The sequence below is a fragment of the Acinetobacter tibetensis genome, from assembly GCF_023824315.1.
Classification (GTDB): Bacteria; Pseudomonadota; Gammaproteobacteria; order Pseudomonadales; family Moraxellaceae; genus Acinetobacter; species Acinetobacter tibetensis.
In genome coordinates, this window is the sequence record NZ_CP098732.1 from 1,538,423 (window position 1) to 1,557,824 (window position 19,402).

The 19,402-nt window shown below is 38.8% G+C and carries 18 protein-coding genes; 8 read left to right on the top strand and 10 right to left on the bottom strand.

Going from position 1 to position 19,402, the window contains the following annotated elements; genetic code table 11:
* Positions 1–119: 119 nt before the first annotated feature.
* The 3 genes from mfd (at position 120) to M5E07_RS07490 (ending at position 5,762) form a co-directional block, all read left to right on the top strand.
* Entirely contained in the window at positions 120–3,578 is a 3,459-nt protein-coding gene (gene mfd, locus M5E07_RS07480; protein WP_252223447.1) for a transcription-repair coupling factor, read from the top strand.
* A 223-nt stretch (positions 3,579–3,801) separates the two neighbouring features.
* Positions 3,802–4,236: an HIT domain-containing protein gene (locus M5E07_RS07485; RefSeq protein ID WP_116760840.1), complete on the top strand. Its 435-nt coding sequence runs from the start codon at positions 3,802–3,804 to the stop codon at positions 4,234–4,236.
* A gap of 122 nt (positions 4,237–4,358) precedes the next feature.
* Positions 4,359–5,762: an adenylate/guanylate cyclase domain-containing protein gene (locus tag M5E07_RS07490; protein ID WP_116760838.1), complete on the top strand. Its 1,404-nt coding sequence runs from the start codon at positions 4,359–4,361 to the stop codon at positions 5,760–5,762.
* Positions 5,763–5,855: 93 nt separating this feature from the next.
* Here the strand turns inward: M5E07_RS07490 and fdx are convergent, their stop codons facing one another.
* The 8 genes from fdx to M5E07_RS07530 all read right to left on the bottom strand — a co-directional run bounded on the left by fdx (position 5,856) and on the right by M5E07_RS07530 (position 12,009).
* Positions 5,856–6,194 carry an ISC system 2Fe-2S type ferredoxin gene (gene fdx / locus M5E07_RS07495; protein ID WP_116760836.1) on the bottom strand — a complete coding sequence of 113 codons (339 nt, stop codon included), beginning with the start codon at positions 6,192–6,194 and terminating at the stop codon, positions 5,856–5,858.
* Positions 6,195–6,208: 14 nt separating this feature from the next.
* Positions 6,209–8,068, bottom strand: coding sequence for a Fe-S protein assembly chaperone HscA (gene hscA, locus M5E07_RS07500; protein WP_252223449.1), 1,860 nt, complete (start codon positions 8,066–8,068; stop codon positions 6,209–6,211).
* A gap of 34 nt (positions 8,069–8,102) precedes the next feature.
* Positions 8,103–8,618, bottom strand: coding sequence for a Fe-S protein assembly co-chaperone HscB (hscB, locus tag M5E07_RS07505; protein ID WP_116760832.1), 516 nt, complete (start codon positions 8,616–8,618; stop codon positions 8,103–8,105).
* Positions 8,619–8,705: 87 nt separating this feature from the next.
* Positions 8,706–9,026 carry an iron-sulfur cluster assembly protein IscA gene (gene iscA, locus M5E07_RS07510; protein WP_116760830.1) on the bottom strand — a complete coding sequence of 107 codons (321 nt, stop codon included), beginning with the start codon at positions 9,024–9,026 and terminating at the stop codon, positions 8,706–8,708.
* 36 nt (positions 9,027–9,062) lie between these two features.
* On the bottom strand, positions 9,063–9,449 hold the full coding sequence (gene iscU, locus M5E07_RS07515; protein WP_116760828.1) for a Fe-S cluster assembly scaffold IscU: 387 nt from the start codon (positions 9,447–9,449) through the stop codon (positions 9,063–9,065).
* Between the two features lie 101 nt (positions 9,450–9,550).
* Positions 9,551–10,768, bottom strand: coding sequence for an IscS subfamily cysteine desulfurase (locus M5E07_RS07520; RefSeq protein WP_131264359.1), 1,218 nt, complete (start codon positions 10,766–10,768; stop codon positions 9,551–9,553).
* Position 10,769: 1 nt separating this feature from the next.
* Positions 10,770–11,246 carry an Rrf2 family transcriptional regulator gene (locus M5E07_RS07525; RefSeq protein WP_016166295.1) on the bottom strand — a complete coding sequence of 159 codons (477 nt, stop codon included), beginning with the start codon at positions 11,244–11,246 and terminating at the stop codon, positions 10,770–10,772.
* A gap of 112 nt (positions 11,247–11,358) precedes the next feature.
* Positions 11,359–12,009 (bottom strand): hypothetical protein, encoded by a 651-nt coding sequence (locus M5E07_RS07530; protein ID WP_252223451.1) that lies wholly within the window; start codon positions 12,007–12,009, stop codon positions 11,359–11,361.
* A 189-nt stretch (positions 12,010–12,198) separates the two neighbouring features.
* Between M5E07_RS07530 and M5E07_RS07535 the strand changes: the two genes are divergently transcribed.
* The 3 genes from M5E07_RS07535 to M5E07_RS07545 all read left to right on the top strand — a co-directional run bounded on the left by M5E07_RS07535 (position 12,199) and on the right by M5E07_RS07545 (position 15,104).
* Positions 12,199–12,663: a phasin family protein gene (locus M5E07_RS07535; RefSeq protein ID WP_116760822.1), complete on the top strand. Its 465-nt coding sequence runs from the start codon at positions 12,199–12,201 to the stop codon at positions 12,661–12,663.
* A 168-nt stretch (positions 12,664–12,831) separates the two neighbouring features.
* Positions 12,832–13,104, top strand: coding sequence for an HU family DNA-binding protein (locus tag M5E07_RS07540; RefSeq protein ID WP_004697018.1), 273 nt, complete (start codon positions 12,832–12,834; stop codon positions 13,102–13,104).
* A gap of 131 nt (positions 13,105–13,235) precedes the next feature.
* The gene (locus tag M5E07_RS07545; RefSeq protein ID WP_252223453.1) at positions 13,236–15,104 is read left to right on the top strand and encodes a SurA N-terminal domain-containing protein; all 1,869 of its coding nucleotides are present in this window, start codon (positions 13,236–13,238) and stop codon (positions 15,102–15,104) included.
* A 59-nt stretch (positions 15,105–15,163) separates the two neighbouring features.
* Here M5E07_RS07545 and M5E07_RS07550 read toward each other — a convergent pair whose 3' ends face one another.
* Complete coding sequence (locus M5E07_RS07550; protein WP_252223455.1) at positions 15,164–16,036, bottom strand: DUF2797 domain-containing protein; 873 nt, start codon at positions 16,034–16,036, stop codon at positions 15,164–15,166.
* 32 nt (positions 16,037–16,068) lie between these two features.
* On the opposite strand from M5E07_RS07550, the gene M5E07_RS07555 reads away from it, so the two are divergent.
* Together M5E07_RS07555 and M5E07_RS07560 are read left to right on the top strand one after the other, a co-directional pair.
* Entirely contained in the window at positions 16,069–16,539 is a 471-nt protein-coding gene (locus M5E07_RS07555; RefSeq protein WP_116760816.1) for a DUF6231 family protein, read from the top strand.
* 147 nt (positions 16,540–16,686) lie between these two features.
* Entirely contained in the window at positions 16,687–18,087 is a 1,401-nt protein-coding gene (locus tag M5E07_RS07560; RefSeq protein WP_116760950.1) for a methylenetetrahydrofolate reductase C-terminal domain-containing protein, read from the top strand.
* Between the two features lie 37 nt (positions 18,088–18,124).
* On the opposite strand, the gene M5E07_RS07565 is transcribed toward M5E07_RS07560, so the two are convergent.
* Positions 18,125–19,243 (bottom strand): porin, encoded by a 1,119-nt coding sequence (locus M5E07_RS07565; protein WP_116760813.1) that lies wholly within the window; start codon positions 19,241–19,243, stop codon positions 18,125–18,127.
* Positions 19,244–19,402: the final 159 nt, after the last annotated feature.

A 19,402-nucleotide genomic window follows, 5' to 3' on the forward strand; every position in this document is an offset into this window, starting at 1 on the left:
ACGTATGTTGTCATCGCTATGTTGGATTCAGTGACTATATAACTGCATAAAAATTTTATGTACTTTTAGCTGCATGATAAGATTGTAATTAAGTGACTTATCTCTAAAAAGCGATCTACATGTTCGAACAAGAAATTGCTCAACTCAATCTGTCTAAGTTGAAAGCAGGTGACAAACGCTGGATTGGACAATTACAAGGTTCAGCTGCTGCACTATTATTTAAAGAAATCTCAAAACAACATCAGCAACTTTTTATTCTTGTTGCACGAAATAGTCAGCACTTAGCACAGTTGGAAAGTGAGCTTGAATTTTATGGGCTAAAGCCAACTATTTTTCCAGATTGGGAAATCTTACCTTACGACCGTTTATCTCCTCATCAAGATATTGTTTCGGAACGTTTGGCCATTTTATCTAATATGCCGCAACAAGGGGTATTATTGGTTTCCGCCTCGACCTTGGCACAGCGTGTTGCACCAACGTCTTGGGTGTTGGGGGAACATTTTGATATTCAGATTGGACAAAAATTTGATATTGAAAAGCAAAAACTGCGCTTGATTCAGGCAGGCTATCATCTGGTCGATACCGTATATGATCATGGTGAATTTGCTGTGCGCGGCAGTATTATGGATATTTTTGCATCTGGGCAAAATTCACCGATACGAATCGATCTTTTTGATGATGAAATCGAAAGTTTAAAATTTTTTGATCCTGAAACCCAACGTACCACGCAAAACTTAGAAAAATTTAGTGTACTCCCTGCAAAAGAATTTCCATTAAAAGAAGCGCGTTCTTTATTTAGAGACCGTTATGCTGAAAGTTTTCCAACAGCAAATCCGAAAAAGAATCCAATTTATCAAGATGTACTGGAAGGAATTTCTTCGCCAGGCATAGAGTTTTATTTACCGCTTTTTTTCAATAAGTCTTTGATGCAAAGTCAAAGTACGCTTATGGCATATTTACCACGGAATGGCATTGTCATTACAGATAATGGCTTAGATGAGGGGATATCGAGCTTCTGGAAAGAAGTTTTACGCCGTTATGAGGACCGTCGTCATAATGTTGATCATCCGATCTTGCCACCAGAAGAGCTATTCCTTTCACCCAACGTTGTTTTAGAGCAATTAAATAAATTTGCTCGTGTTATTGCATCAACTGAAGCTATAGAAGAACGTGCAGGTGCAATCAATTTAGATACTGAAACTCCACCACGTTTAGCGGTTGACCCTAAGCAAGAAAAGCCTTTTGCTGCTGTAAAGCAATATTTAGATGCAGTTAATCATCCAGTATTACTCGTCGCAGAAAGCGCAGGTCGGCGCGAAACTTTAAAAGATGCCTTGCGACCTTTTTTAGGGGATATTCCAAGTGTCGAGAGTTTTGCTGATTTCCAGCAATCTTTACAAGCAATTGCAATTACCAACGCGCCACTTGATCGCGGTCTGGTTGTTCGAGGGCAGTTGAGTGTAATTTCAGAAAATCAACTCTATGAGCATCGTGTAGTACAGCGCCGACGTAAACGTCAGCAGGAAGTTTCTGAAGAGTTTTTAATTAAAAGTCTGACTGAACTGAGTATTGGTGCACCTGTAGTGCATATTGATTATGGGGTTGGGCGTTATGCAGGTTTAGTCACACTAAGTATTGATGAGCAAGAGCATGAGTTTTTGCAACTTGATTATGCCGATGCAGCCAAAGTTTATGTTCCTGTAACGAATCTACATTTAATCAGTAGATATAGTGGTGGTGATCCCGATTTAGCCCCATTACATAAATTGGGTACAGATGCTTGGAATAAGGCAAAACGCAAAGCTTTAGAACAAATTCATGATGTGGCAGCAGAATTGCTACATATACAGGCACGTCGTCAATCTAAACCAGGCATCAGTTTTGAATTAGATCAAAGCTTATATATGCAATTTGCGAGCGGATTCGCATACGAAGAAACTTTAGATCAAGCCAATGCCATTGAAGCAACGTTGCATGATATGCAATTGGCCAAACCTATGGATCGTTTGGTCTGTGGTGATGTTGGCTTTGGTAAAACTGAAGTTGCTATGCGTGCAGCATTTTTAGCAGTCCAAAATAATAAGCAAGTTGCTGTATTGGTGCCAACCACGTTATTGGCTCAGCAGCACTTTGAGTCATTCAAAGACCGTTTTGCAGATTGGCCAATTCGTATAGAAGTATTATCCCGTTTTGGTTCCAGTAAAACTCATCTCAAAATTATTGAAGATTTGGCTGAGGGTAAAGTCGATATTGTGGTGGGTACCCACAAGATTCTGCAAGAGAATGTGCAATTTAAGAATCTCGGTCTAATGATTGTAGATGAAGAACATCGTTTTGGTGTGCGTGATAAAGAAAGAATCAAAGCAATGCGTGCCGATGTGGATATGCTGACGCTTACAGCAACGCCAATTCCGCGGACTTTGAATATGGCATTTAGTGGTATGCGTGATTTATCAATTATTGCGACCCCACCTGCACGCCGTTTAGCTGTAAAAACTTTTGTACAGGAGCACACGTCAGAATCAGTGAAAGAAGCCATTCTGCGTGAACTGCTGCGCGGTGGACAAGTTTACTTTTTGCATAATGAAGTTGAAACCATCGAAAGAGCGGCAGAAAGTCTTCGTGAACTTGTGCCCGAAGCACGCGTTGCGGTAGCACACGGGCAAATGCGAGAGCGCGAACTTGAACAAGTTATGCAGCAGTTTTACCATAAAGAATATAATGTTCTGGTCTGTTCAACCATTATTGAAACAGGGATTGATGTCCCAAATGCCAACACAATTTTAATTGAACGTGCCGATAAGTTGGGATTGGCACAGTTACATCAACTGCGTGGACGTGTTGGACGTTCGCATCACCAAGCTTATGCCTATTTGTTAGTACCTTCCATTAAAGGACTAAAAGGTGATGCAGAAAAAAGACTCGATGCCATTCAACGTGCTGCAACCTTGGGTGCGGGTTTTATGTTGGCGACGGAAGATCTTGAAATTCGTGGTGCGGGTGAATTACTCGGTGAGCAGCAAAGCGGTTCTATGCAAGCAATTGGTTATAGCTTGTATATGGAAATGCTTGAAAAAGCGACCAAAGCCATTCAGAAGGGTAAAACACCAAACTTTGATGCACCGTTGTCATTAACGGCTGAGATCAATTTACATATGCCTGCATTAATTCCAGATGATTATTTGGGGGACGTTCATCAACGACTTCTCTTCTATAAGCGTATTAGTAATACAGATCATCAAGAAAAACTCGATAATATTCGTATGGAATTGATTGATCGTTTTGGTATTCCACCGCAACCTGTCAAGCAATTGTTTGCTGTACATCAGTTGCGTCTGAAAGCCGAACACCTAGGTATTACTAAAATCGATATTAATACCAATGGTGGCTATATTGAATTTTCACAAGATACACCAGTGCAGGCGATGAGTATCATCAGTATGATGCAAAAACATCCGACCTTCTTCAGAATGGAAGGTGGTCAGCGCCTAAAAGTCATGGTGATGTTGGAAGATTTTCAAAAAAGAATCCAATTTATTAATGAGTTACTTGATAGTTTGATTAAAGAGTTAAATTAGTCTCTAGAGTGTGCTTCTTTGGCTTGACTTTCTAAAAGTAAGATTGGAGTGATAGCCAAAGAAGCAATTGATTTATTTGGAAAAATTATTAAAGTGTTAAATGTGATCAATATCATATAAAATAGTGATTTATTTGTAATGAAACACCTTTTATAGAATACTCAGCTCTAGTTTGATGTGATAGTATTAACCATCATTCTAATTTTCCATCATTTATAAAGATATGTTTAGTTTGCATCCACAACTTGCTCAAGATACGTTTTTTGTAGGCGATTTTCCGCTTTCTACATGTCGTTTAATGAATGATATGCAGTTTCCTTGGCTTATTCTTATTCCACGTGTACCTGGAGTAACTGAGCTGTATGAATTGAGTCAGTCAGATCAAGAGCAGTTCTTGCGTGAATCAAGTTGGTTATCTAGTCAGCTTGCACGTGTATTCCGTGCTGATAAAATGAATGTTGCAGCATTAGGTAACATGGTTCCTCAGTTGCATTTCCATCATGTTGTTCGTTATCAAAATGACGTGGCTTGGCCTAAACCAGTTTGGGGCACACCAGCAGTTCCATATACCAATGAAGTTCTTGCGCACATGCGTCAAACATTAATGCTTGCTCTACGTGGTCAAGGTGATATGCCATTTGACTGGCGCATGGATTGATCCCAGAAAATCTTTGTTTATGGATGAATTGTGATTAGATTCGGGTTCTGGAGTAGGTAGTGCTATCATTAAGCAATTGGATAGATAGAGACCCTAAGCATTTTGAATATCTTCATCGTGTGATGGGATATGCAATGCTATCTCTACTTTTAGTTGTTTATCACTACACATCCCCAGAAACCAAATATCAAATTTATGTACCAATTCTGCTTGGAATTGTGGCATTAATTCTTCCTAAACTTTCGAATTGGTTAGACTTTAAGTTTGGTTATCATACCAAGCGCAATACACTATTTGCGATTGATGTGGTTGTCATTGCGATTATGTTGTCGGCCGTACATTTAAGTTTGGTGCTGACTTTTACAGCAATTTTTGCAATTTTATTTTCATCTATAAATACAAAAGTCTCTTTTTTCTCAGCCATGCTCACTTGTGTGTTTGGTGTAGCTGTTTTTTATTTTGGTAATATTTTTATTTTTGGGTTTGGTGAGTATTTCGAACATACATCGGCAGAACTGACGGTTCTTTCATTTTTATGTTTAATCACCTATTTTGGTGTCGGAATTATTTATCAAAGCCGTCGCATTCGCTATATCCATACCAAGCGTGAATATTATTATAATCAGATGAATCGCTACATGGAGTTCGCAAATCAACTCAGTCGTTATGCGCCGTTACAGCTTTGGCAATCGATCATGAAAGGAGAGTCGGAGGCCAAAATTGAATACAAGCGTAAAAAAATGACAGTTTTTTTTTCGGATATCCAAGGTTTTACTGAGCTATCCGAAACGCTAATTCCAGATGATCTTGCATATTTACTTAATGATTACTTAAGTCATATGACTGAAATTGCCAAGCAATATGAAGGCACTGTCGATAAATTCATGGGCGATGCCATTTTAATTTTCTTTGGTGATCCAAATACACAAGGTGTAGAACAAGATGCAAAAACCTGTGTAGAAATGGCGATGGTTATGCGTCAGCAAATGAAGTTGCTTCGCGAGCGCTGGATTAAAATGGGTTATCCACCGTTGCATATTCGCATGGGAATCAGTACTGGTTATTGTCACGTAGGGAATTATGGTGCTGCACATCGTATGGCTTATACGATTGTGGGTCGTGATGCGAATTTGGCAGCTCGCTTACAGAGTGCCGCAGCAGTTGACGAAATTTTAATTTCTGATGATACCTATAACCTGATTAAAAATGATTACTTGTGTGCGCCTAAATCACCAATTTATTTGAAAGGGATTCAGGGTCCTGTGAGAACTTGGCAGGTAATGGAGAAGTATACTTCTCAAAAAACAGATTACCAGCGTTGGTTTGATTATGAATACAAAGGTTTTCATTTATTGTTAAACTTGGATGAAGTGCAAAACTTTGAGTATCCTGAATTGATCACTGTGTTAGATAAAATGATTAAGCGTATTCAAACTCAACAAAAATTAACCAATTCCAAAGGTATTGTGAAGCTAAAACTTGAAGATGAAGTGATTCAACCTATTGAAAATACACATACTCATTAAATTGAGATGCTGCTGAATGAATATCATTTTTGTATAAAAAAGTTGAATAATAAAAAACCACGCGAATGCGTGGTTTTTTACATAAGAAATGGATTAGTGATTTTCTGAAGCATGGTTGATGGTGTATTTAGGAATCTCAATTTCTAAATCTTCATCTACAATTTCAACTTGGCATGACAGGCGCGAATCAGGTTCTAAGCCCCAAGCACGGTCTAATAAGTCAGCTTCAACATCATTCATTTCTTCAAGACTATCAAAACCTTTGCGAACAATCACGTGGCAAGTTGTACATGCACATGACATGTCACAGGCATGTTCAATTCGGATATTGTTCTTGAGCAAGCTTTCACATAAGTTTGCATTTTGTTCAACTTCAAACTCAGCACCTTCTGGGCAGAATTGCGCATGTGGAAGTACTTTAATACGTGGCATAATCTTTACCTTAATTAGTTTGAGTTTGACCAGTCTTCGAGTTTAGTGCCTTTTAATGCAGCATCAATATGTTGATTCATACGTAATGCGGCAAAATTATCACTGTGTATTTTAAGCTGTTCGATAGCTTGTTCAATAGCCTTGATATCATCACTTTGTAGTTGAGTCTCTAGCTGGCTTTTAGCAGTATTCAGCAGATTTAGTTGTTCAGTACTTAGAAGATGAGTATCAACTTTCAAGGCTTGAATCAAAGCTTCAAGTTCGCGTTGTGCTTCTACTTTGGTTTCTTGAAGGTGGCGAAGATTTTTATCTTCTTCAGCATATTTAAAGCCATCAAGTAGTAGTCGTTCGGTGTCTGATTCAGATAAACCGTATGATGGCTTAATATCAATTTGTGCGTGTACACCAGAAGTAGTTTCTTTTGCAGCTACAGTGAGTAAACCATCAGCATCGACTTGGAAGGTCACTTCAATACGGGCTTGTCCTGCGGTCATTGGCGGAATGCTGTGCAATACAAAACGACCTAAGCTACGGCAATGTTCGACCAAATCACGTTCGCCTTGTACCACGTGAATCAACATGGCGGTTTGACCATCTTGATAGGTGGTGAATTCTTGACGACGTGCAACAGGAATTGCAGTATTACGAGAAATCAGACGTTCAACTAAGCCACCCATGGTTTCTAAGCCGAGTGAAAGCGGGGTAACGTCTAAGAGTAATGAGCCATCAGTTGAGTTGCCAATTAATTGGTTAGCTGTAATAGATGCGCCAATTGCGACCACTTCATCAGGGTTAATGGTGCATAGAGGTTCTTGATTGAATACACTCTGAACTGCTTTTTTAACAGCATAAGAGCGCGTAGAACCACCCACTAAAACCACGTTTTGAATGTCATTGAGTTCTAATTTAGCATCACGCATGACACGTTTACAAACGCTGATGGTTTTATCAAGTGCAACTTGGATAATCGATTCAAAAGTCGGGCGATCAAGTTGTAATGATTGATCAAGAAGTTTGAGTTCGACTTCATTTGCATCTGATAAGGCTTCTTTTGCTTTACGTGCTGCCACAACAAAATGTGCATATTCAGCATCATTAAGAAGTTCGATGTTTAGTTGTTTTTTTGCCCATTTCACAATCAGACGATCAAGATCATCACCACCTAATGCGGTATGTCCACCTGTTGCTAAAACTTCGAATACGCCTTGCGAAAAACGAAGAATAGAAACATCAAATGTACCACCACCCAGATCGTAAATTACATAGTTGCGATCAGTTGCTAAATTGGTTTCTTGGTCTAGGCCATAAGCAACGGCTGCCGCTGTTGGTTCATTCAATAAGCGTAGAACATTTAAACCAGCCAGTTGAGCGGCATCACGCGTTGCTTGGCGTTGAGCTTCATCAAAATAAGCTGGAACAGTAATAACGGCACCATTGACTGGATTTTTGAGACTTTCTTCAGCACGGTCTTTCAGTTGTTTTAAAATTTCAGTAGAAATTTCAACAGGAGTTTTACGACCTTGTGCAGTTTCGAAAGCTGGCATTTGATGGTCTTCACCCACAAGTGTGTAGGGGTGTTGAAATTTGATGTCAGCTTTAGAGCGTCCCATAAACCGTTTAACGGAAACAATGGTATTTTTAGGATCTGTTGTAATAAACGGTTTTGCATCATCGCCATAATGGGCTTGATGTTGAGTGTAATGAACGATAGAAGGAAGTAACACTCGACCTTGTTCATCGTTAAGAACTTTGGCTTTCCCTGAAAGCACAGTTGCGACTAAAGAGTGGGTTGTGCCTAGGTCAATTCCAATCGCGATACGGTGTTCATGAGGTGCACTTGATTGCCCCGGTTCTGCAATTTGCAAGAGTGCCATGCGTTACATCCTTTGAGCAGCAAAATTTAAAAAATTAGAAATCATCATCAAGATCGAAACTATCATCATCCAAGAAACGATCTTCAGCCCTGTCTATGTCGAGCATGACTTTTTGAAAGAAACGTAATTTCCTGACGGTGTCACGTGCTTCGGACCAATCTTCATCCGTGTAATCGATTTTGAATTCTCGAACTAAACCATCAATCCATTGAAAAACTTCTTTTTTAAGCGAGCTGAGATCTTCAGTTGAAGATGCTTCATCAAGTTGCTCACGTATTTCTAACGCAGATTGAAGAAATTCAAAGTCACTAATCGATTGATCTAAATGATGATCTTGTTTTTTGAGCGCTAACAAGTAACCAGCACGGCTATCCACATGAGATAAAACCTTGAATGCTTGATTGATTTCACTTGATTTTATCAAGGCTTGATCTTTATCTTCAGCTTTATCAGGGTGATATTGTTGCTGCAGTTTTAAAAATTCACTTTTTAAACTTGCTAAATCAATATCGAGCGCTACTGGGAGGTTAAACAACTCAAAATGATTCATGGAAGATGGATCCGCAATAATTTCATGTAAATAAATAGAATTAAAACAGTGTAAAGACACTGTTTTAACAAAGAAGGTAATGGGAGGTTAAACAGTGAAAGATTCACCGCAACCACATTCACCTTTTTTATTCGGGTTGTTAAATTCGAAGCCTTCATTCAGACCATTTTTAACATAGTCCATTTCCATACCATCGAGATAGACTAGGCTTTTGGGATCTACAAAGACTTTAACACCGAACTGTACAAACATTTCATCATGTGTATCAACTTCATCAACGAATTCGAGTACATATGCTAAGCCTGAACAGCCAGAAGTTTTCACACCAACGCGAATACCTTCACCCTTACCGCGATTCTTTAAGTAATTGCTGATATGAGTTGCAGCATTTTCAGTTAAATTGATCATGAAAACTCCATTATTCTTTCACTGATTTTGAAACAATTAAGCTTTGGCTTGCTTGTTGCGATAGTCTTCAACAGCAGCTTTAATTGCATCTTCTGCAAGTACAGAGCAGTGAACTTTTACTGGTGGAAGTGCAAGCTCAGTTGCAATATCAATGTTTTTGATGGCTTGAGCTTGGTCTAAGGTTTTACCTTTTAACCATTCAGTCACTAAAGAACTTGATGCAATTGCAGAACCGCAACCATAAGTTTTAAAGCGAGCTTCTTCAATTACACCTTCGTCGTTAACTTGGATTTGAAGACGCATAACGTCGCCACAAGCTGGCGCGCCAACCATACCAGTACCAACATTTTCAGCGTTTTTATCTAAAACACCAACATTACGGGGGTTTTCGTAATGATCAATTACTTTTTCACTATATGCCATGATGCTTCTCCAAACCTCGGGGTCAGCGTTAATATTAATATGGGGTTGAATTCGGTTTAATCAATGAGATCATGCGAGATGATCTCATTGAAAGAGTAGAATTAGTGTTCAGCCCATTCGACTGTAGAAAGGTCAATACCTTCTTTATACATATCCCAAAGCGGAGACAGTTCACGTAACTTATCAACAGCAGCTCGGGTCACGCTTAACACATGATCAATATCTTCTTCTGTGGTGTATTTACCAAAGCTGAAGCGAATTGAACTGTGAGCCAACTCATCAGAAAGACCTAATGCACGAAGTACATAAGATGGTTCTAAAGTTGCAGATGTGCATGCAGAACCCGAAGAAACCGCAGCATCTTTGAGTGACATCATTAATGATTCACCTTCAACAAAATTGAAGCTCACATTTAAATAGTTAGCAACGTTTTGAGTTGGGTGACCATTAAGGAATACTTGTTCAAGATCTTGTAAGCCATTCCAAAGTTTGTCACGCAACACACGTAAGCGAGTTTGTTCTGCAACCAAGTTTTTGCCTGCAAGTTCAAATGCTTCACCCATACCTACAATTTGGTGTGTTGGTAAAGTACCAGAACGCATACCACGCTCATGACCACCACCATGCATTTGTGCTTTTAGGCGTACACGAGGGCTACGACGAACAAACAATGCGCCGATGCCTTTAGGGCCATAAATTTTGTGTGCCGAGAAACTCATTAAATCTACTTTTAAGGTAGACAAATCAATTTCAACTTTACCCGCAGCTTGAGCAGCATCAACGTGGAAGAAAATCTTGTTAGCGCGAGTAATTTCACCAATAGCAGCAACATCAGTCACGGTGCCAATTTCATTGTTCACCATCATCAGTGAAACAAGGATGGTATCTGGACGAATCGCTTCTTGTACCATTTCAGGGGTAATTAAACCTGTTTGTGGTAATGGTTCAAGATAAGTAATTTCAAAACCTTCAGCTTCTAGTTCGCGGCAAGTATCTAAAATTGCTTTGTGTTCGATTTTACTGGTGATGATATGCTTACCTTTAGAAGCATAAAATTGAGCTACACCTTTTAATGCGAGGTTGTCAGACTCAGTTGCACCAGAAGTCCAAACGATTTCACGAGGATCTGCTTTGATTAAATTCGCAACTTGTTCACGTGCATATTCAACTTTTTCTTCAGCTTGCCAACCGTATGCATGAGAACGTGAAGCCGCATTACCAAAAGTACCATCGAAAGTTAAACATTCCATCATGCGTTCTGCAACTTGAGGGTCTACAGGGGTGGTTGCTGCATAATCAAGATAAATCGGACGTTTCATTTCAAATACTACCTGTAACCGATAAAAGGGCTGAATCAAAAGATGCTGTGTTTTGACGAATAGCAACGGTTTGTACGTTGTCACGAGCTACAAGATCAGCAAGTGTGATTTTAGCGAGATAATCGGCAATGTGGTGAGAGAGTTCTTGCCATAAATCATGTGTTAAACACATTGCACCATTTTGACAGTTGCCTTTGTGGTCACAACGTGTTGCATCTACAGTTTCATTTACAGCTTCAATAATTTCTAACACAGTGATGTCTTCAGCGCTGCGAGCTAGGTGATAACCACCATTCGCACCACGAACACTAGAAACTAATCCATGGCGTTTTAACTTGGCAAAAAGTTGTTCAAGATATGCAACGGAAATAGTTTGGCGAGCTGCAATTTCGGCTAGTGTGATCGTTTGTTCAGTAGGCTGCAAAGCTAGATCAAGTAGAGCAGTCACCGCGTAGCGACCGCGAGTTGTTAAGCGCATGATTCGATACACATGTTTAGACTAGATGTGTAGATTCTATGAATCCTGACTAAAATAGTCAAGTTTTTTTAAGACCAATTCTTTTCTTTTAATTAATAATAAAAATAGTGATTTATGGAAGCCAAATATTATACACAAATAAACTAATCAGGAGTACTGTGATTACAAAAAAAGCAATGTTCATGCGCTTTTGTTTTTGTTCTAAGCGACGTATGCGATTTTTATATTGTTTTACTTCAACTTGGAGCGAGTTGATTTTAGAACGTTGCTGATCAATCTTTTCTAAGAGTGGGGCAACCCGTTTATTGGAAGAGGTAATATTTTCTTCACCATCAATAGGCTCTAAAAACCATTGTTTCCAGTCAGCTAGTACTTTAGGTGCACTGAAAAGTAGCACTAAATCGCGAAATTCATCTTTAAGCGTTATGTCACCATCTATACGCATGGTTTTAATGCTGCGTCTGTTGGCAAAGACAAATATCTTAATTAAATCCATTAGCGTAGTTCTAACATCTAGATCTACAGCTTTTTCAGGTGCCTTCGTGTCAAACAAAATACCATGTTCGTTAAATTGGACATAAAAGTCGAAATAAGGGACGTAGCTATTCATTTTAATTGCGATTTTTTGATCTACGAATTTTTTGGCTTGAAGTGCAACCACAGCATCACGCTTAACCACAAAAGTAAAAATCGTTTCTAAAACAATCATGGATGTTGTCAGCAACAAATGTGGTTGATTTTGTCTTTGTTGCGAATCGCTCATAAAACCTAATCCTTGCGGGTAAAAAAAGTCCTATCTCATTGTATGTGTTTGAGGACTGAAATTAATTGCATATTAAACCTGCTTTGTAGAACAGTTTTGCGAATCGATCAAGTGTTAAGTTTGCTATGATGAGTCTATTTATATAAATACAGTGTTGAACAGGACATAAAATAGGCAGGAGTGGCTTGAATGAATAAAACGACAAAAAAAGACGAAGATGATTTTGGAATTCCTACGGAAACAGCGAATAAAATAGCCTTAAGGCAGCGCTCAAAGTCAGGTTTGGATTTTAGAAAATATACAAAACAAATTTGGTTGGCAGGTTTGGGGGCATTTTCACGTGCCGAAGAAGAAGGAAATAAATTATTTGACTCTTTGGTCAAAGTTGGAGAGGAACTTGAGTCAAAAACAACAGAAATTGCAGATCAGACAGTAGAAAAGGTTTCTGAGAAAGCCAAAGAGTCTGTTGTTGATACTAAAGATAAGGTGGAAAAATTAATTGATCACAGTGTGCATCATTCGCTAAATCGAATTGGTTTGGTTACAGTGAAAGATATTCAACATTTGGAAAATTTGATTTTACAACTACATAGCAAAGTAGATGCGTTAATTCTAGAAAATGAACAATTGAAAGCAAAAATTGAAAAAAAGTGACAGATTTAGAGAGTTTCCTATTTTTTCCAGTCTAATTTACGATTAAATTTATAGAAAAGCTTAAGAGGAGTATTGCGTTCTCCCCTAAAGCATTGCTATAAAGGCGTTATGGTAATTTAAACTATATCCTTGAACCTTAAATAAACGATATTAGAGGACTTCATCTTCATGAATAAATCAGAATTAATTGATGCAATTGCAGAAAAAGGGGGATTGTCTAAGACTGATGCAGGTAAAGCCTTAGACGCGACAATTGCTTCAATCACAGAAGCGCTTAAATCAGGTGATACAGTTACACTTGTGGGCTTCGGTACTTTTAATGTAAAAGAACGTGCTGCACGTACAGGTCGTAATCCACAAACTGGTGCGACTCTTGAAATTAAAGCCAGCAAAGTTCCTAGCTTTAAAGCAGGTAAAGGTTTAAAAGATTCTGTAGCTTAATCTTTTAATGATTTACCAAACGCGCCTCCTTGGCGCGTTTTTTATTAATAATGCTGATTTGATGGCTAAACGCATTCATTCATATCAGGTTTTCGGGTAAAATGCGGCACAAATAAAATATTGGAATACTTATGGAATCTTTTCGTAAAGTTATTAAGGGCTGGTTGGGCAAAGTTTTGCTCATTTTGTTTTTGACCCCTTTAGCACTTGTAGGTATTGAAGGATATTTTAGTAGTGGTAGTTCTAAGGACACTGCAAAAACAGTGAATGGGCAGGAAATCAGCAATAAAGAGCTGGAAAATGCGACGAAGTCGTATAGTCAGCAGTACTTATCTTATGTAAATGGTGATGAAACATTGTTGAATCAGTCTTTTATTAAAGATAAAGCTTTAGAGTCATTGATTGCTCGTAACTTATTATTACAACAAGCAGAAAAATTAGGCATTTCATTGAGCGATGCTCAAATTGAGCAAATGATTGCACAACAACCAAGTTTACAAGAAAATGGCAAGTTTTCTGAAGCGCTTTATGCGAATTATTTAAAATCAGTGGGTTTAACGAGCCAGGCATTGATTGAAAATTTACGCCAAGATCATGCATTGAAGATGATGACATCAATGGTGATGGATTATGCCTTGGTGAGTAAGGTTGATATTCAGCAAATTGCGAATTTACAAACTGAGCAACGTACGATTCATTTGGCAAGTATCAAACTTGATGATTATAAAAAAGGCATTCAAGTTAGCCAGCAAGAAGTTTCCGATTACTATAACAAGCATAAAAATGCATTTAGACAAGTTGCAAGTGTTGATGTTGATTTTGTGGTGCTCAGCCCAGCAAACTTACCTGCGGTAAATGCTCAAGCTACGGATGCAGAATTACAACAAGCTTATGCAAAATTTGTTGAATCACAGAAGTCTACAGTTAAGCCTTCAGTGAAGCATATTCTTATTACGGCTGATTCGCGCTCAGATGCTGATGCGAAGAAATTAGCTGATAGTGTGGCTGCACAAATTAAAGCGGGTATGAGTTTTGCTGATGCTGCTCAAAAGTATTCTGATGACACTGACTCAAAATCAAAAGGTGGGGTTCTTGCTGTCTATGATAAAGGTGTATTTGGAGATGCATTTGATACAGCTGTTGCGTCACTAAAATCAGGTCAGGTTTCAGCGCCAGTGAAAACCCAATATGGTTATCACATTATTTCTGCTGAAGCGCCTGCAATGAAATTGCCATCTTTTGAAGCTGAAAAGCCGCGTTTAATTGCTGAGGTGCAAAAGGCGAAAACGGCGAATGCATTCTCTGATACTGTTAATAGCTTGAATGAAATGGTAGTGGGTAGCGATGCACTCGATACTGTAGCTCAAGAAGTTAAAGGTGTGCAGGTTCAATCAATTAAAGGTTTAACTTTAGGCATGCAGCATCCAGTTTTAAGTGAAGCAAATGTAAAAGCTAAACTCTTTAATGATGATGTAAAAAATGGTGATCGTAATGCTTCAAGTAACATCCAATTAGCGAATGGTGATGTTGTTTGGGTAAAAGTACGTGATTATCATGCAGCTGGTGAACAAACTTTAGCTGAAGCAAGCGCGCGCGTGAAAGCAAAATTGATTGAGTTGAAGGCTACGGCTGCGGCTAAAGCAAAAATTCAAAAAGCATTGGATGAGTTTAAAACTCAACCAGCTGCAACGGTTCTGGCTAAAAATCAATTAAGTTTTGAAGATGCAGGTGTGTTTACCCGCTCACAAGGTTTAAAACGTCAGATTGAACGTGCGGCATTTAGTGTTCCTGCACCTAAAGCTGGTATGTGGTCAGTAACAACTGCTTCTTTACCAAATGAGTTTGTTGTGGTTGCAATTTCTAATGTGAATAAGACTGCTGCAAATGCTTTAGCACCAGAGCAGTTGACTGAGTTGGCGAAGCTTTATCAACAACTTCGTGGTCAGCAAGAGCTTGATGACTACACTCAATATTTAAAAAGCCAAGCGAAGATTAAATAAAATACGGTAATAAAAAAACCAGCCTAGGCTGGTTTTTTTATGGCTATTAAATTATGAAATTATTCAGCGCGAAGAATAATCTCATAGCCCGTATATTTACGGATGTTAATCACACCTGTATCGAGCAGTAAATATTGTCCTTTAATCCCTTGCAGCTTGCCGCGAATGATTGGGGTTTTATCCAAATTGTGCGACTTAATCTTTTCAGGATAGTGTTCGACAGGATAAATAAACTCACGAGGCTGTTCATTTTCAAGCAATTCAACAGTTTCATTGAATTCAAGATTCTGGCTAAATTCATCTCGTATGGTTTGAATTTTAGGTGAAAATTCTTCAATCAATTGCTCACGTACTTCAAGTAAGTTGACAGGTTCAGCTTCACCTTTAAGAAGTTTGCGCCAGTCAGTTTTATCAGCAACTTGAGTTCCAAACATGATTTCGAGTTGACCAGATAAGCGACGAGAACCCACTTTCATAATTGGAATAGCCTGAGTAGCACCTTGGTCCAACCAACGTGTTGGCATTTGTCCAAGTCGAGTGATTCCTACTTTTAAAGCGCTAGAATTGGCCAAATATACAATATGGGGTTGAAAACAGACTTCATGCGCGAAACTATCTTCACGGCATGTACCTAGATGATAGTGGCAGGTTTCTGGTTTCATAATGCACATGTCGCAAGATGCTTTGGTTTTAAAACATTTAAAACAATGCCCTTGAGAATAAGACTTCGGTGTTTTGCTGCCGCAAGAAACACAGTAAATATTTCCAGTCCACTCCAACTCAATTTCTTGACCTAAACTGAATGGAAGCTCAATTTCTGCACGATCTAGAATAAATTTATATTCAACATTTGCCTTGCGAGTCTGTTGATCAGTTACACTAAGGTCCTTGAGACCTGCATGCATTTTATGACAAATGCCTTGTAGTTCCATGAAAAGCTCACTCAAATAATAAGGATGCAGTTATGGCTGAACAGAATGTCATCACTTCTATGCTAGACGATTTATCTCAGGAACAGCCTATTCAAACTGCATTGTGTATTGGTCAAAATTTAGAACAATATGACCAGAATCAATCAATTCGTTGGACTTATTTTAACGTAACTGAGTTTCTAAGTCTGCCTTTTACGCAACGTTATGATTTGGGTTTTGTTGTACTCGATAATCTAGAGATGAGCAGTTTATCAGATACGACCAAAGCACAATTTTTAGTCAGGTTGCGTGATTTAATGGCGAAAAAGTTGGTTGTGGTCACGAATGAGCAAGATCATAAATTAATGCGTTCACTTGGTTTTACCCAACTCATTGAAAAGTCAGCGCAGGGTCATAATCTGGCAATCTGGCAATTCAATATTCTAAACTACAAACATGTCCCAGATTGGTTTAACTCTAAATACTGGGCGAATCCTGAAAACTGGAATAAATTTCGTTGGTAATTTTTCAGTTCGGGAAACAATTGTAAAAATGGGCTTGTGCTTTTTAAGTTTGCACAAGCTCATTATTTATTTTGCCAATGAGAATTTTCATCTTTTATAATAAGCTGCTTTCCTTTTTTGACATTTGTCACACATCTTCCTTATATGATGCCTTTACTTACTGATTCCTTGCAAAATCAGCCTTTTTCTATTTTTCTAGAATATTTGCCGACCAAGCACACACAACCTGTCCCATCGTGCATAGCTGGCTATCCAGTGACCATGACGATTGCTGATCGTGTGCGTAGTGATGATGATCCAGAGCCATTAGTAATTGCTCAAAATTATGCGGCTGAGATCCCGAAAATTTTACATTTTTCTGGTAAAGGGCGAGACATAGCAGATTTTAATGAATTTATTCAAGCGATACAGGAACAAGGATATTCGAATGTATTGTTACTGACAGGTGATAAATTAAAGCATCATCAAAATGGTCAGGATATAAATTTTCCACGGACACGTTATTTGGAATCCGTGAATGCTGTGATGCAGGCCAAAAAGCTTGCGCCTCAAATAAAAGTTGGGGTGGCGCTGAATCCCTTTAAATATGCAAAAGCTGAGCATGATGCCCAATATTATAAATTGGATAAAAAAGTGCTGGCAGGGGCAGACTATGTTGTCACTCAGTTAGGCTTTGATTTGGATGCATTAAAGGAAGCGAAGCAATATTTAGAAAATCAGCATTCACAGGTGGATTTGTTTGCTTGTGTAATGCCATTAACAGCAGCGCGTGCAGAATTTATGGTCAAGCAAAAAGTTGCAGGCATTGTTTTGACTCCGCATCTTTTACAGTTGCTTAAACGGGAGCAGAGTGTAGATGCTGCCATTGCAGAACAGAATGTTTACGCACGTTGTGCTTTGCAGATTTTAATTTGCCGTTCTTGGGGATTTGCTGGAGTGCACTTATCCGCCTGTCATAAGCCCGAAGAGCAAAAAAAATTAGAACAGGCGCTTGAGCGTTTTCAGGATTTTAGTTTTGATCAGTGCATGCGGATATGGAATGAACTGCATCAATTGAAGTCGGGGGATGAACTTAAGTCTAAGCCTGATGTGTTTCAAAAAAAACCATCTACGGAACAGGTGCTCAAGTATAAAAGTATGCAATTTATGCATGACTCAATGTTTGACTCCAAGATTGCGCGGAACGTAGGAAGCAAATTTTTTAATCCTAAGCTTTGGTCTGGTCATTTTGCCAATAAATTACTTATAAAGTCTGAATACTTGTCCAAACATGGTGTCGTAGGCTGTGAAAGTTGTGGTCAGTGTCGCCTTGCAGATACTTTATATATCTGTCCTGAAACTTGTCCTAAAGGCTTAGCAAATGGGCCATGTGGAGGCACAACTTTAGATCGTTGTGAGTTTGGAGATCGAGAGTGTATTCATTCGATAAAAGCACGTTTAGCACAGCAAGTGAATCAAATTGATGTGCTTAAAAAGCGCATGATTGATACTGTTTCAATTGAGTCGCGAGGCACGAGTTCTTGGGTAAATTGGTTTAACCCTATATAAAAAACACGCCGAAGCGTGTTTTTTAAAGCGATCAGGATTAGAAGTTATATTCCATACCTGTTCCGATTACAGTGCGTTTGTCGTCATCACTTAACCAATCGCGTTTTTGTTGTGCTACGATGCCGTAGAAACGTGCTTGTTTGTTAATTTTGTAGTCTAAACCAATACCATACTGGTCAATCGTACGATCGTCGTGACCATCACGTGCAGTTTTTGCTGATTGGTATTGTCCTTTTACAGCAAAAGGTGTGTTGCCGATTTTGTAAGTAACTGCTGTAATCCAAGAGTCTTCTTCTAAGCCTTTGTAGTTTGCAGTAATTGCAGCACCAGTTGTCGCATCTGTTTTACCAGTGTTATAAGCAGTTAAGTCATCTTTAGGTTCAGCATGTTGCCATAAGCCACCTAGTACAAGACCTTTAAGACCAATAGTGCTGAAATCATAAGAACCTGTCACACGGTAAGCATCAGAGTAAATATCTTTTAAGCTGTAAGCATTGTATTTGCCTTGGATACCTGAGTTACCAGCAACTGCTAGTGCTAGACCTAAATCTTTATTTTCATAGTTGATTGAAGCTGAAACAGCATCACCAAAACCGTCACGTTTATCATTATTACCTGTTGAACCAGTTGTTACACTAGAAGAACTTTCACCTTGTTGGAACATTACATTGAATGATAAGCCAGCAAGTAATTTAGGGTCAGATTCAAAACCAACGACGTTGTTTGAACGTTCTTCACCATACATGGTGTTGGTGATATCTAAAATTGTGTGGTCATTGAAGATATCTTGATTATTGCCAGCAGCAGTTTTGAAGTAAGAGTCAAATTTACCTACTTTTAGCGCGCCGATACCATCAGTTTTTAAACCGATGAAGCGGTTACGCGCACTAAGGTCTGTATCAGAACCAGAACCATCAGTTGCGATTGCCCATTCTGCTAAATAGATTGCAGATAACTTTTCTGTTAATTTTTCTTCGCCTTTGATGCCGATGCGTGAAGCATTTGAGTTGATTTCAGTGACATCACTCTTACCATCAAAACTTTTGTTATCAACATTGTCGATCGATACATTCAGTTTACCGTACAATGTTGGCGCTGCCTGTGCTGCGTTTAAGCTTAAAGTTGTGACTGCTGCAGCAAGTAGCAATTTTTTCATTGAGATTTCTCCAAAACACGATTTTTATGGCAAGGGCCTACAAACTCTTATTTTCAGCTCGCTTCTGTACAATTCGTTACATAGCTCACCAACTTGCTATGCAGTATCTGTAAACTATGTGACAGCAAAGTGAAAAATAAATGACAGTTTGATGACGAG

Coding starts and splice junctions, on each gene's coding strand:
- M5E07_RS07485 (WP_116760840.1), top strand. CDS start 3,802: ATGTTTAGTTTGCATCCACAACTTGCTCAAGATACGTTTTTTGTAGGC.
- M5E07_RS07520 (WP_131264359.1), bottom strand. CDS start 10,768: ATGAAACGTCCGATTTATCTTGATTATGCAGCAACCACCCCTGTAGAC.
- M5E07_RS07530 (WP_252223451.1), bottom strand. CDS start 12,009: ATGAGCGATTCGCAACAAAGACAAAATCAACCACATTTGTTGCTGACA.
- hscB (WP_116760832.1), bottom strand. CDS start 8,618: ATGAATCATTTTGAGTTGTTTAACCTCCCAGTAGCGCTCGATATTGAT.
- M5E07_RS07550 (WP_252223455.1), bottom strand. CDS start 16,036: ATGGAACTACAAGGCATTTGTCATAAAATGCATGCAGGTCTCAAGGAC.
- iscU (WP_116760828.1), bottom strand. CDS start 9,449: ATGGCATATAGTGAAAAAGTAATTGATCATTACGAAAACCCCCGTAAT.
- M5E07_RS07565 (WP_116760813.1), bottom strand. CDS start 19,243: ATGAAAAAATTGCTACTTGCTGCAGCAGTCACAACTTTAAGCTTAAAC.
- M5E07_RS07545 (WP_252223453.1), top strand. CDS start 13,236: ATGGAATCTTTTCGTAAAGTTATTAAGGGCTGGTTGGGCAAAGTTTTG.
- M5E07_RS07540 (WP_004697018.1), top strand. CDS start 12,832: ATGAATAAATCAGAATTAATTGATGCAATTGCAGAAAAAGGGGGATTG.
- M5E07_RS07525 (WP_016166295.1), bottom strand. CDS start 11,246: ATGCGCTTAACAACTCGCGGTCGCTACGCGGTGACTGCTCTACTTGAT.
- M5E07_RS07535 (WP_116760822.1), top strand. CDS start 12,199: ATGAATAAAACGACAAAAAAAGACGAAGATGATTTTGGAATTCCTACG.
- M5E07_RS07490 (WP_116760838.1), top strand. CDS start 4,359: ATGGGATATGCAATGCTATCTCTACTTTTAGTTGTTTATCACTACACA.
- M5E07_RS07560 (WP_116760950.1), top strand. CDS start 16,687: ATGCCTTTACTTACTGATTCCTTGCAAAATCAGCCTTTTTCTATTTTT.
- M5E07_RS07555 (WP_116760816.1), top strand. CDS start 16,069: ATGGCTGAACAGAATGTCATCACTTCTATGCTAGACGATTTATCTCAG.
- iscA (WP_116760830.1), bottom strand. CDS start 9,026: ATGATCAATTTAACTGAAAATGCTGCAACTCATATCAGCAATTACTTA.
- fdx (WP_116760836.1), bottom strand. CDS start 6,194: ATGCCACGTATTAAAGTACTTCCACATGCGCAATTCTGCCCAGAAGGT.
- hscA (WP_252223449.1), bottom strand. CDS start 8,068: ATGGCACTCTTGCAAATTGCAGAACCGGGGCAATCAAGTGCACCTCAT.
- mfd (WP_252223447.1), top strand. CDS start 120: ATGTTCGAACAAGAAATTGCTCAACTCAATCTGTCTAAGTTGAAAGCA.